Raw genomic sequence first — 12,530 nt, 5'->3', positions numbered from 1 at the left:
GAGCCAGGTGGTAATAATATTGAGTTAATTGAGTTACTTCGTGAGTTTAAAACATGAATTGCAGTTTTTTGAGTCTCTTTAGGCTATCCGAAACGGTGGTGAAGCGATAAAATAATAAATACTGAATTTTTTATTCATTGATATATATAATTTTTATTTAATTTTATTGGATTTTAACGAGGATTTTTATGCAACAGTTGCCCGCTTGCCCTAAATGCCAGTCTGAATACACCTGGCAGGATGATGCTATGCTCAATTGCCCGGAGTGTGGCCATGTGTGGTCGGCACAACATGACAGCGAGCAGGAAGAAGGGTTGGTGGTACGTGATGCGAACGGCAACCTGCTGGCTGACGGTGATTCGGTAACCGTTATTAAAGATTTGAAAGTTAAAGGAAGTTCGTCGGTGTTGAAAATCGGCACTCGTGTAAAGGGGATTCGCCTGGTAGAAGGCGACCATAATATTGATTGCAAGATTGACGGTTTCGGCCCGATGAAACTGAAATCTGAATTTGTGAAAAAGAACTGATGCGTTGCGCTGGCCGCATCCGCCTGCCAGCGTATTTTCCAAAGCGTGATGCTAACCAGGGTGGCTAGCTGGCTGTATCAATCGGTATGTACTCCACCCGGTTGCGCCCTTGGTGTTTGGCCTGATAGAGCGCTGCGTCTGCCGTGCCATAGAGGGTGTCGAATCGGGTGTGCATCGGTGCCCAGCTGACGCCGAAACTGGCTGTGACAGGATGGTGTGGCAGGGTTTGCAAAACAGTCTGGTTCAAACTGGCATGAATTTGTTCTGCGACATCAACGGCGGCCATAAGCGTGTGGCCATCCAGTAAAATAGTGAACTCTTCACCGCCAACCCGGCCAATGCTGCCTTTACCTTGGAGCACTTCTCGGATACGGGCAATTAAGGCACAGATGACGGCATCACCGGTCGGGTGGCCGTAAGCATCGTTGACCTGCTTAAAATGGTCGATATCCAGCACTATCAATGCCGCCTGATCCTGTTCCAGTGCGTGATCGACCAAATCAATAATCGCGCTACGGTTGAAGACATCGGTCAGCGGGTCATGCGTAGCTTTATACTCCAGTTCGACAGCTAACTGATGCAACTGGTTGTTCAGCCGGGTAAGTTCTCGCTCGGCGCGGTCACTGCGGGTAATCAGGCGATGGGTTTCCCGCACCAGGCGCTGATAATGCTCTGCCAGCATAATCAAGCTCTCCCGGTAGACCTCAGCGGGCATATCCGGTTGTGCTGCCAGATTACGCATTGAGAGCAGGATGTCATATTCAGGCGTGAACAATTCATAATGGCTCATACGGCTACTCCAGAATATGCGGGCTGAAATCCAGTGCCGGGAAATCGATATTCAGCTCCTGGCCAAACTCTTGCGCGATATCATCGTCCTGGTCGTAATACCAGTGCAGGGTAATAGCCAGTTGCTGGGCTGCGGCCTGATTAAGGTGATTAAACAAGCTGAATAACATCTTTGTGCTGGAACTGTTGAAATAGAGCAGCGAGACATGAACATCGATGCGGGTAGGGGGATTATCGCCGCCTAAACAGCCGCGCAGGTAATGCTGAATGCGTTCAATCAACGGGCCGTAAAAAGCGGCTGCGTTTTCCGGGTAAGACTCACCGGACAGCGAAAGCTGATGTGTATCAAAGCGAAAATCGACAGTTGGCGTACTGGCAGTGCCGACAATATGCAAGTTATCTGTTGTAATTATGTCTGTCATGATTAAATCACCGCCTTCAGGTAGAACGTGGCAAGCCCGGTGGTTGCGTCGTCACGAAAGGTGAATTGCAGCGGTTCGCTGGCATCGCGGGCAACGGTCAGTAGCCCAATATCAGCCCCTTTGCTGGATGCAGGCGTCGCTTCCCGCAAGGAGGCTTTATAGGCCAGCCGGATCTCGTCACTGGTCATGGTGCCCAGCACTTCCAGGCGACCACGCAGTGTGTTGATATCCGTTGCAGAGACGCGATTGGCACTGAGCAAAAAATATTTGCCCGCTTCAACGCCAATGCAGACTGACCCGTGGCGAATTTCATTATTCTGCGTCTCCGGATTGAGCGCGCAGGCGGAGTAGTGAATGATGTTCTGTGCCATTTCAATAAAGCTTGAGAACAGCCTGCGCCGTATTGCTGGTGGTACGCAGCGTTTCTCCAGTTGTAATCGCACCGTTTCTGCCAGTGAGCAGACGATGTTTTGTGAGAAATACCCTACGTAATACAGAGCGATATGTTGCTGCTGTGAGAGATCGATAAATTCGGTATCTGTGCTATGGGACATGTTCTGGTTTCATCTGGTTCATCATTACGGGTGCCTGAATCCCCAAAAAGTCAGGTCATCCCGGCGTTGCTGGCAACCTTGCCAGGCGTAATGCTGTTGTAATAATTGCCCGGCAAGTTGGTTCATGGGCAGGGCGCTGAATCGCAACAACAGGTTTTGCAGGCGTCGTTTGCCAAATTTGGCCGGGCGTTCGGCACCTATCTGGTCGGGCAGGCCATCTGTGGTGGTGAAAAACAGATCCTGTGATAGCAGAGGGCGTTGATAACTGGGCCAGCGGTAGTCATAAGGTGTATCGGTGTAGCCGATGCCCATACGATCGTTATCAAGTGTCAACAGTTCACCACTGGATGCCTCAATAAGAAAAGCCATCATTCGTGCACTGGCCCAAGAGAGGGTCTGTGTGTCCGTATTCAGATATACCACCAGCGCATCGCAACCATCATCGGAAGCAGAAGGAGAAGCGTGGTATTCCTCTTTTTGCCCCAGCGTATCTTTAATATAGCGATTAATGGCGGCCAGCACCTGACCCGGTTCATCGGGGCGGTGCTGAGCCAGCGCCTGTTCCAGGGCGGAGTTAAAGATAATGGTCATGAATGCACCCGGTACACCGTGGCCGGTACAGTCAGCGATAACCATTAACCAGCCTTGCGCATATCGGCGAAAGCCGTAACAGTCTCCTCCAACGCAGTCGCGCGGTTCCCATGTCAGGCACCAGTCTTGTAATGTCGCGGCCATCGCCTGCCGAAATGGCCTGAGCATGGCGTTTTGAATAACGCTCGCATATTCAATGCTTTGAATGATTTGCTGATGCTGGCGAACATGCGTGTCGGAGACTATCCTAAACAGGTCGATGCCCAGACCAATGCCGAGGTAGCGGCCATGTTCAGTAATAATAAAACCATCAGCCAGAAAGCGATCGCCACTGATAACGGCTTTGTCAGCAACATCACTGAGTGAGGAGGCGGCTTCGACAATCAGCGGCGTTTTATCCATAAAAGCAATACAGCTTTTTCTGTCATACAGTTCCCGATAGTACGGTCTGGCCATCTGTGACAGAAAACTGTGGCGGTTAATCAAGCCAAACGGCCTCCCGGCTTCCACAACAGGCAGACTGACCAAATCTTTATGGCGGCTAAATAGCTGCAATACAGTGGCGTTGTCTGTTGTGGGCGAAACATCCGGCGTGGTGATACAGAGATCGCGTGCGCTTGGAAAGGGAACGACACGCAGCCGGTGCTCCTGTGGGGGTAATGCGCTCATTTTGGCTTGTCTTTCTTGAAAAATAGACTAGCGCCAAATTAACAGTGGGGTGTGACGAAAATATGACAATCAATAAAGGGGTAAGAATATCGTTAATGTGCGGAGGAAATGCTAAGAAATTGTTAGTGTTACCTTTACAGTGATGAGTAAATATTTCCCTCCGGCTCGTTTTGTGAGCGTTTTTATGCTTTTTTCGTATTAATGAAAAAAGAAAATGGCCGATATATTTTACAGGTCGTTTTGCCTTTTCTTCGCGCTAAATGTGCTGCTCTCCATATCCGCTAGCTGGATATAAGAGGAGAGAATGAAACATAAGGCAGCCTCGTGGACGTTGCTCCGTACACGTTTCATTCCCTGATGGCGTTGGGTGGTCATATGCGTTGGATTACCCCGTTTTGATACCTGTCATATAGGTATATTGCTTTTATTTAAATAAATTGGTTTTGAGTCGCTCTAACAGATCAGTGCCCGCAGAAGCATGTCATCGTTAAAAAAGAAAAAGGATTCAGACTATGGCTATATCAGGCGTTCAAATTCAAAACACAGCATCATTTTATCCCCAGTCGGGTTATGGCGCGGGGTCAACCTACAGCGCCAGCGGTGGCGCGGGTGACAGCCTCGACCTGATTGGGATGAATTCCTCGGGCAGCAACAGTTCCGGCTCGTTTAAATCCGGCACCATGAATAATTCGTTGAATAATCAATTGTCGGATAATAATAAAAATAATTCTGGCGAGGTGAATCCACGCGCGACCTCTCTGGATGACCAACTGAAAAAAGAAAAAATCGAGAAACAGCAGAAAGAGTTATCCGTAGAGCGTGCATTACGTATGACCGGTATTCCTTTGTATGGTGGCGTTCTGGTTTCCGTTGTGAAATCACCCGATGGCGAAAGCCAGAGCTATGATGCACTAACCGGCAGGCGTATTACCTCTGCGGATTTAAGCTGGGATGGTTCGCGCCTGCAAACCAGTGCCCTGCCGACGTCAGGTACTGCGGAGTTTGGTTATTATAGTCAGGGCTTATATAACGGTATGTCTGCGGCCGAGGTTTACCAGAAAATACAGCAAATGCTGGGCGCACGCACCGCGGATATCCCCTGGACATTACCCGGCAGCGGTGACAACTTACCCAAAGCAAGTTAAGCCATTAGCAACGGGTGTACCGCATCGCTAAGGCTGCCGGTTTTCTGGCATGATTTTCTGGCATGGATTGATGACAGAAACCAGATGCTGACAACGTATTATTACGGTGATGTGATAGTCTCTGCTGAGGCCTTGATTCTTTCCAGAACCAGTCGCAGTACCTTGTTGACCGGTTTATCGTGGCGCGTCACTACGGCCAGTTTTCGCATCAATGGTGGGTTCAGCGCAAGAACATGATACCGCTCTGCGTCAGTTGGGCGCGTGACGGACATCCGTGGCACAATACTTACCCCGAGCCCGGTTGCGACCATCTCCTTAATCGCTTCAATACTGCCAAGCTCCATCACCGGCTGGGGGATGAGGCTGCCATCAGCAAACCAGCTCTCTATCAGTGCACGCGTGCTGCTGCCTGTTTCAAACAGGATAAGAGGTTGCGCCTGTAACAACGCGGGCGACATCGGGCCGCTCACCATCGGCATATTGCTGATGGCAACAAGCTCCTCTTCCAGCACCGGGGTGATGTCCAGGGAATTAGTGGTGACAGGTAAAGCAACCAGCCCGGCATCAATGCGGTTATCGATGACAGACTGAACAATCTCGCGGGTATTACCGGTGCAGACACCGACGGTGAGCCGCGGGTAGTCGAGCCGTAGCTGCCCCAGCACGGCGGGTAACAGGTGAATACAGGCTGTGGCCCCGGTTCCCAGCAAGACATGGCCTATCACATCTTCGGTGTAGTCGGCGATAATCTGATGCGTTTCTTCCAATACTTGCTGGATCTGCACGATTTTGTGTAATAGCAGTGTTCCGGCGGGCGTCGGGCGCAACGTTTTGCCGCTGCGCTCGGCCAGACGCACGCCCATGTGGTGCTCGAGCTGTCGCATATGCTGGCTGACCGCAGGCTGACTCAGATTTAACTGGTTAGCTGCCGCCGAGAAACTCCCCAGTCGTATCACGGTGGTAAAGGTTTCCAGCCATTCCAGATTCAATCTGGTCATGTCAAATTTTCCCTTATAGCGAAGATAAGTATTTGCACCTGTTGTGAGCATACCGTGTTGGTTAAGCTGATTATCTTATGCAGCCAGATAACCTCCGGCTTACCGATGTTTGTCCTGACAAGGATACAATAATGAATCAAATTGTGATTGTGGAAGCGCAGGCCGGGCACATCGCGGCCATCAGGGATATTTATGCTCACCATGTGCAGCACAGCGTAGCCACGTTCGAAACGGAACCACCGGATGAAGCAGACATGTTGCAGCGCTGGCAGCGTATCCATGATGCCGGATTGCCCTGGCTGGTGGCGACTGAGCATCATCAGGTTCTGGGGTATTGTTATCTGGGCTTTTACCGCCCGAGGCAGGCTTACCGCTTCACGCTGGAGGATTCGATTTACCTGCATCCTGACCACCTTGGCCGCGGCATCGGCAAACGTTTATTGCATACTGCCTTGTGGCAGGCAGAACAGCGAGGCTTTCGTCAGGTGGTTTCGGTGGTGGCAAACACACCCAGTCCGGCGTCACTGCATTTGCATCTGGCACTGGGGTTTCAGCAGGTGGGCACGTTGCAGGCGGTGGGGATGAAGCACGGCCGTTGGGTGGACACGCTGTTATTACAGCGGGCACTTGGCGAGGGGGCCGCCTCGTTGCCCGCGCTGGAAGAAACGGCGAGTTGATGGTCAACCGGGCATCACCAGGGTGCCCGGTTGGTAAGGTTAACGCTGGCGTAGCTGTGCGTGTCTGAGCGCCAGAATGCTCATTAGCGCGGTGATAATCAGGTAGTAGCTGGGAGCAAGGTTCGTGCCCGTAGCACTGATAAGCAGTGTGCAGATGAAGGGCGCGAAGCCGCCGAACACCGTGACCGCCACGTTATAACTCATCGCCATGCCGCTGGCGCGCGTAGCGACAGGAAATAAATCCGCCATCATCGACGGCACAGTCGAAAAATAAACCGATTTTAGCAACGCCAGCCAACTGACCAGCAGGATCAGCGCGGTGGCTGACAGATGTTGCGTCATCAGCCAAAAAGCAGGGTAGACCGTGATGGCCAGCAACAGCAGTGCGCCCCACATGAGCGGCAGGCGGCCGATCTTTTCCGCCCACAGCCCCACCAGTGGGGTGACGACTGTCAAAATAATGCCCGCGATAAGTGTGGCGCTGAACGCGATGCCCGATGGCAGATGCAGCGTTTTGGTGGCGTAGGTCGGCACATAGTTGAGCATATAGTTGATGGCCGTCGAGATAACCATCAAGCCTATGGCAGTAAAAAGCAGGGCCTTCTGACGGGTAAACAGGGTCTTTACCGGCGTATGCGTTTTCTGTGCCTGACTGAAATCGGCGGGCTCATGCATGTGGCGGCGAATATACAGCCCCACCGGGCCTATCAATAACCCAAATGCAAAAGGAATACGCCAGCCCCATTGCTGGATTTGCGCCTCAGTGAGCCACTGCGATAACCCGAGACCGAACGCAGAGGCTAGCAAGGTGCTTGCTCCCTGGGTGGCGAATTGCCAGCTGGCGATAAATGCCCGGCGCTCGGGAAAGTGCTCGACCAGAAAAGCTGTCGAGCTGCCGAACTCGCCACCGGCGGAAAAGCCCTGAATGAGCCGCGCCAGCATAATCAGTAACGGGGCTGTCAGGCCGATACTGGCGTAGGTGGGCATGCAGGTTATCATCGCCCCGCCCAGCAGCATTAAGCTGATAGACAGCAGCAGCGAGGCTTTGCGCCCGGCTTTATCGGCGTAAGCCCCCAGAACCACGGCACCGAGCGGGCGGATTAAAAATGACACGCCAAAACTGCCAAATGTCAGCAGTAAGGAAACGGCCGGGTCTTGGACGGGAAAAAAAGCCTGGGCAATGTAGTTGGCAAAAAAACCGTAAACGGCAATATCAAACCATTCCAGCGCATTGCCGATACAGGTAGCAAACAGCGTTTTATATAAGCTTAGGCGCACGCCATGCGGCGCTGCGACAGAGAGTGTTGTCATGGCTCACCTCAGCAGGTAGGGGATATGGCACGGTGTGTATGGTGTTGCGCCAGCAGGCTGCTGCCTTGCTCGCCCAATTCCCAGAACAATCGGGTCATGATTTGCAGCCCTTCACGGGCGAGGCTAATGGGCAGATGTTCATCTACCGCATGCTGACCACAGGCCGGGTAAGAGTGAGGCACCCAAAGCGTCGGCAGGCCGAGGATGTCGGCAAACACATCATTTGGCAGCGAGCCACCAAGGTTAGGCAGGAGCGCAGGTTTTTTACCGCAGGTTTGCTGCATCAACGCCAGCGCCCAGTTGACCAGTGGCGACGTTGGGTCAAGACGGGTTGCCGGTGTACCGCGTACTTCACTGATTTCCACCTGAGTGAACCCATGCGCATCAAGATGCTGGCGAATATGCCCGGCCAGATGCTGCCAGTCTGTACCCACGACAAAGCGTAACTGGCAAACGGCACTGGCCTGGCCGGGGATTGCGTTCATCGGGCGTTGTGGATTGCCGGTTAAAAATGACAGCACTTCCAGCGTGTTCCAGCCAAACAGGCGTTCTGACGGGCTTAACCCGGCTTCTCCCCACTGAGGATCTATCATCGGATCGGTCGGTTTACCGGCCGGTTCGACATCCGCCAAAATAGCGCGCAGCGCGGGTGTCAGCGCCGGTGGTTTCAGGGCGGCTACCTGCATCTGGCCCTGTTGATTCACCAGGCAGGCGATGGCATTGGCCAGTTGCGTGCCGGGGTTGCTCAACAGCCCGCCCCAGTTGCCGGAATGGTAGTCCTTATCGCGGGCGTGAAGTGTCAGACGGAAGTTGACGCAGCCGCGTGAGCCCAGAAATAGCGTCGGGCGTTCGGCATTCAGGCGCGGGCCGTCAGAGGCGATGAAGATATCGGCATTCAGGATCTGTGCATACTGCCGGCAAACCTCCGCCAGCCCCGGTGAACTGACCTCTTCACCCATCTCGAACAACCATTTGCAGTTAAAGCCCAGCCGTCCCTGACGCGCCTGAAATACCTGCTCCAGTGCCGCCAGGTTGATGGAATGCTGGCCTTTGTTATCGGCACTGCCGCGCCCATACCATTTCCCATCGCGCTCAACCAGTTGCCAGGGTGAGAGCCCGTCGCTCCAGTGCGCTTCATCGCCAAATACCACATCACCGTGGCCGTAGCACAGCAGCGTAGGCAGGGACGCATCTTCAATGCGGGAAGCTATCAGGAAGGGATGTTGTGGGGAGCAAGGGTTGTCGATGTGTTGAATCTCAAACGCCATGGCCTGTAATGCCGGGATGATTTCCTGGCTCAGATAACGCTCAAGCGTGTCATGGCTCTCTGATAGCTGGCTTTCGCTGGCAATCGCAATGCGCCGTGCCAGTGTTTCTCGAAAGCGGCCACTGTCAAAGTAGTCCAGAGCGTGCTGTATAACCGCGGGTGTTGTCATGATTGACCCTGCCTGTGATGGTGTTTTTTTTATGTCATGTGATGTTGTCTGTTCCGTTCTAATTCATTGCAAGCGTTGCCACAATAATAATAATTGCAAGCAAGCTTTGCTTTTTATATAAGGTTTGCTGCACAAAAACGAGGCAGTCCATCCGTTTGTATTGGGGAGTCGTATGCACAGTAGTGAGATTCGGTATTTTCTGGCGGTGGCGAATACCGGTTCATTAAGCGCTGCCAGCCAGCAACTGTTTGTGGCGGTTTCGGCTATCAGCCGTCAGATCCAGAAACTGGAGGCGCGCATAGGAACCACACTGTTTGAGCGTCATGCCCGAGGCATGGTGCTAACCGATGCCGGGCAAATACTGGAAAACCATGTGCGTAAAAGCATGCGGGATATGGACTATGCGATAGCGGAAATTCAAGGGTTAAAGGCGGTGCGCCGCAGCGTAGTCAGGGTCGCCTGTACTGAGGGGATGGCATTTGATCTGTTGCCGGGGCTATTTGCCCGTTTCCGGCAGCACAACCCGTCAGTGACATTTCTGTTGCAGGTTGGCAGCGCACTACAGGTTTCAGAAATGGTGCGCAGCGGTGAATGCGAGCTGGCGTTTCAATTCAGTTTGTCACCGGAGCGCGGCGTGGAGGTGGTGAATGCCTGGCCTGCCCCGGTGTTGTTGTTAATGCGACCCGATCACCCGCTGGCGGCACGCGAAGTACAATTGGCTGATTTACACGAGTTCCCGCTGGCATTGCCACCGCAGGGCACCACCATTCGCCAGTTGTTTGATCTCTCTTGTCGCATGAGCGGTACCTTTCTTGAGCCCACACTCAGTTGTAACAACTTTTCAGCACTCTACGCATTTATGCAGCAGACCCCGGATGCGATCACTGCCTGTAGCCATTTTTCGGTGGTATATCGGGCTCGCGAGGATGGTTTGTTGCTAAAACCGGTACACAGCGAGCCGTTAACCCAGCGCAGCTTGCAGGTGCAAACGTTAGCAGGCAAGCACCGTTCTGCTGCCCTGAGCCATTTTATTCGGTTTGTGGCCGAGACACTGGCGCGTGAACATGCACAGATTACCGCCAGCCTGGGGCTGTCGGCGCTGTCTTAGCGCGAGCGTGACCAATGATAAATTGTCCAGCGCTGGCGTGTTGCCAGTGCCGCCAGTTCAGCGGCGGGATTGATGACATAGGCATCATCGACCTGCATCAGCATCGCACGGTCATTGATGGAATCGCTGTAGCCGTGCAGGCGGGAAAACGGCTCCCCGTCGCGCCGGGAAAGCCATTGATGAATACGTTCGACTTTGCCCTGTTGGTAGGTTGGCGTGCCGCAGATGTGCCCGGTAAAGCAGCCGTCCCTGAGCGTCACGCCGATGCCCAGTGCATCATCAGCCCCCAACTGCCGGGCAATCGGTAAAACCAGATGTTCGCCGCTGGCAGAAATCACCACCACGGTATCGCCCCGTTGGCGATGCCAGTGCAGGCGTTCACGGGCTTGCGGATAGTAACGCGGTAAAATGTCCTGTTCTATAAACGCGTTTGCCCAGAGACTCACGGTATCGGCATGCACCCCGACCAATGGTGAGAGCGACAACTGCATATACTCTTCGATGGCCAGTGTGCCCTGATAATAACGCTGCATCAGTTGCTGTTCTTGCTGTAACAGGCTTTCGCACGCCAACCCCCGCGCCACCAGCCAGCGCAGCCACAGCCCGGTGCTGTCAGCACTGATAAGCGTTTCATCAAGGTCAAACAAGGCTAAGTCCATCGTTTTTCTCCCGGTGAGTGCTTTCATGCCGTGTCCTGTATTCCAGAGACGCAATGATAATGGACGAGCATGTCAGTTTGATGAGTGAGGCCGCATGTCCGGCCAGTCTTGCACCTGGAACAAGGTATGCTTGCCGGCTTTATTGTGTCACTCAGTAAAATAATAAGAAAGTATGGTGGAGTGAATTGACGGAAATTACTAATTGAATCATAAAGATGGCATTTTTTTTGGGGTGATAAGGTGCTAACGCGCAGCGTGTCCGGTGCGGGCTGTTGCCAGCATAGGCAAATTCGGGGTATCAAAGCCGGTTATAAGCATAGCAGGCGAATAGTTTTACTTATCATTTAATCGCCGGGGGACGTTTTCGTTTATCCTTGGCGGCTGGCATAGCCCGTGCCTGAGCCTGTTGAGATAAACAGAAAGCCGCAGGTCGTCAGGCCTTAAGCCGGATCGTGTTAACCAAAAGGATGCGTGAGATGTATCGCACAGTAAAGAAACCTTACCCGCCGTTTCATGCAGAGCACGTAGGCAGCTTTTTGTTGCCTTCTCGTCTGGCGCAGGCGCGTAAGGCGTGGAAACAGGGGAGGATGACGCACGACAAGCTGACTGAGATTGAAAATGAGGAAGTGCTCAGGGTCGTGGCCTGCCAGAAAGCGTGTGGACTGATGGCGATTACGGACGGTGAACTGCGCATCGTCAATGGTATGGCGGATTTTTTTTCCAGTGTGCATGGCATTGCGTACGATGAGGCTAACCCAGCCCGTGATGATGCCCCGTTTACCTTACGGGTAACAGAGAAACTCCGTTTCCCTTCCCGGCATCCTTTTCTGCAACATTACCGTTTCTTGCATCAGGCGGTGGCACCCGATGGCCGGGTGATGGCAAAACAGGTTTTGCCGAGCCCGAATATGCTGATGTACCCCTCCATTCGCCATAATGCAGTTTACCCGTCATTACCTCTGTTTTGTGATGATGTGATTGCCTTGTATCGCAACATTATTCAGGCGTTTTATCAGCAGGGCTGCCGCTATTTGCAACTGGATGACCTATTCTGGGCCTATTTGTGCGATCCCCGCATTGCCCAATATGAGCAGGCAGCCGGGCTGGCATTGCACGATTTGCTGGCGCTGTGTGTGCGCAATCTTAACCAGGCTCTGGCTGAGCGCCCACACGATATGTACATCAGCCTGCATATCTGCTGCCGTCGTTTTACGCCCAACTGGGTCCACGGCATAGGGCGTGATGTGATGACGTATGCAATGGCAAATCTGGCGGTAGACAGCCTGTTTATTGAGTATGACGACTCGCGTTCCGTTGCCCTTGAACCGTTGCGTAAAGTGGGGGGGCAGAAAGTGGTGCTCGGTGTTGTGGATGCGCAAAACAGCGCACTGGAGAAACTCGACTCGATTAAAATGGCGATCAATACCGCCTCACTGTATGTGCCGTTACAGCAATTGGCCATCAGCCCCAAATGTGGTTTCAGACACTGCGATCATCAGCGCATCACCGAAGAGCAGCAGTGGGACAAGTTACGCAATATGGTGGATATTGCCCGTCGCGTCTGGGTGTTGCCGGAGTAATCCAACATGTTGTTTTGATATCTTTAATCTGGATTATGCGCTGGTATCGGCTGCCTGCCAGTGT

Annotated in this window: 13 protein-coding genes; 5 read left to right on the top strand and 8 right to left on the bottom strand. The window is 53.0% G+C overall.

Annotation, left to right across the window (positions count from 1 at the left end; translation table 11 throughout):
• The first annotated feature begins 188 nt into the window (after window positions 1-188).
• Window positions 189-527: a zinc ribbon domain-containing protein YjdM gene (locus DAQ1742_RS14875; protein WP_035340428.1), complete on the top strand. Its 339-nt coding sequence runs from the start codon at window positions 189-191 to the stop codon at window positions 525-527.
• A gap of 64 nt (window positions 528-591) precedes the next feature.
• On the opposite strand, the gene DAQ1742_RS14870 is transcribed toward DAQ1742_RS14875, so the two are convergent.
• From DAQ1742_RS14870 to DAQ1742_RS14855, 4 genes are read right to left on the bottom strand one after another with little or no spacing between them, the layout of a single operon-like run.
• The gene (locus tag DAQ1742_RS14870) at window positions 592-1,317 is read right to left on the bottom strand and encodes a GGDEF domain-containing protein (protein WP_035340429.1); all 726 of its coding nucleotides are present in this window, start codon (window positions 1,315-1,317) and stop codon (window positions 592-594) included.
• A gap of 4 nt (window positions 1,318-1,321) precedes the next feature.
• Complete coding sequence (locus DAQ1742_RS14865; RefSeq protein ID WP_035340430.1) at window positions 1,322-1,738, bottom strand: DUF1987 domain-containing protein; 417 nt, start codon at window positions 1,736-1,738, stop codon at window positions 1,322-1,324.
• Window positions 1,739-1,740: 2 nt separating this feature from the next.
• Window positions 1,741-2,292 carry a SiaB family protein kinase gene (locus DAQ1742_RS14860; RefSeq protein ID WP_035340431.1) on the bottom strand — a complete coding sequence of 184 codons (552 nt, stop codon included), beginning with the start codon at window positions 2,290-2,292 and terminating at the stop codon, window positions 1,741-1,743.
• Window positions 2,293-2,316: 24 nt separating this feature from the next.
• Window positions 2,317-3,552, bottom strand: a complete 1,236-nt coding sequence (locus DAQ1742_RS14855) for a SpoIIE family protein phosphatase (protein WP_035340432.1) — start codon at window positions 3,550-3,552, stop codon at window positions 2,317-2,319.
• A gap of 512 nt (window positions 3,553-4,064) precedes the next feature.
• Between DAQ1742_RS14855 and DAQ1742_RS14850 the strand changes: the two genes are divergently transcribed.
• On the top strand, window positions 4,065-4,697 hold the full coding sequence (locus DAQ1742_RS14850; protein WP_035340433.1) for a hypothetical protein: 633 nt from the start codon (window positions 4,065-4,067) through the stop codon (window positions 4,695-4,697).
• A gap of 101 nt (window positions 4,698-4,798) precedes the next feature.
• Here DAQ1742_RS14850 and DAQ1742_RS14845 read toward each other — a convergent pair whose 3' ends face one another.
• The gene (locus DAQ1742_RS14845) at window positions 4,799-5,695 is read right to left on the bottom strand and encodes a LysR family transcriptional regulator (protein WP_035340435.1); all 897 of its coding nucleotides are present in this window, start codon (window positions 5,693-5,695) and stop codon (window positions 4,799-4,801) included.
• A 131-nt stretch (window positions 5,696-5,826) separates the two neighbouring features.
• Here DAQ1742_RS14845 and DAQ1742_RS14840 point away from each other — a divergent pair, with 131 nt between their 5' ends.
• Entirely contained in the window at window positions 5,827-6,372 is a 546-nt protein-coding gene (locus DAQ1742_RS14840; protein ID WP_035340437.1) for a GNAT family N-acetyltransferase, read from the top strand.
• 39 nt (window positions 6,373-6,411) lie between these two features.
• Here DAQ1742_RS14840 and DAQ1742_RS14835 read toward each other — a convergent pair whose 3' ends face one another.
• Window positions 6,412-7,683: an MFS transporter gene (locus DAQ1742_RS14835; RefSeq protein ID WP_035340438.1), complete on the bottom strand. Its 1,272-nt coding sequence runs from the start codon at window positions 7,681-7,683 to the stop codon at window positions 6,412-6,414.
• A gap of 8 nt (window positions 7,684-7,691) precedes the next feature.
• Window positions 7,692-9,119, bottom strand: a complete 1,428-nt coding sequence (locus DAQ1742_RS14830; RefSeq protein WP_035340440.1) for a M20 family metallopeptidase — start codon at window positions 9,117-9,119, stop codon at window positions 7,692-7,694.
• Between the two features lie 172 nt (window positions 9,120-9,291).
• On the opposite strand from DAQ1742_RS14830, the gene DAQ1742_RS14825 reads away from it, so the two are divergent.
• Window positions 9,292-10,227 carry a LysR family transcriptional regulator gene (locus DAQ1742_RS14825; protein ID WP_035340442.1) on the top strand — a complete coding sequence of 312 codons (936 nt, stop codon included), beginning with the start codon at window positions 9,292-9,294 and terminating at the stop codon, window positions 10,225-10,227.
• On the opposite strand, the gene DAQ1742_RS14820 is transcribed toward DAQ1742_RS14825, so the two are convergent.
• Window positions 10,224-10,886: an HAD family hydrolase gene (locus DAQ1742_RS14820; RefSeq protein WP_035345798.1), complete on the bottom strand. Its 663-nt coding sequence runs from the start codon at window positions 10,884-10,886 to the stop codon at window positions 10,224-10,226. The two genes, DAQ1742_RS14825 and DAQ1742_RS14820, sit on opposite strands and share 4 nt — an antisense overlap.
• Before the next feature lie 476 nt (window positions 10,887-11,362).
• Here DAQ1742_RS14820 and DAQ1742_RS14815 point away from each other — a divergent pair, with 476 nt between their 5' ends.
• Entirely contained in the window at window positions 11,363-12,466 is a 1,104-nt protein-coding gene (locus tag DAQ1742_RS14815; protein WP_035340443.1) for a uroporphyrinogen decarboxylase/cobalamine-independent methonine synthase family protein, read from the top strand.
• The last annotated feature ends 64 nt before the right edge of the window (window positions 12,467-12,530 follow it).

This window comes from Dickeya aquatica (genome assembly GCF_900095885.1).
Lineage (GTDB): Bacteria > Pseudomonadota > Gammaproteobacteria > Enterobacterales > Enterobacteriaceae > Dickeya > Dickeya aquatica.
The sequence above is the reverse complement of the archived record's forward strand: the minus strand, read 5'-3'. Positions and strand labels throughout refer to the sequence as shown.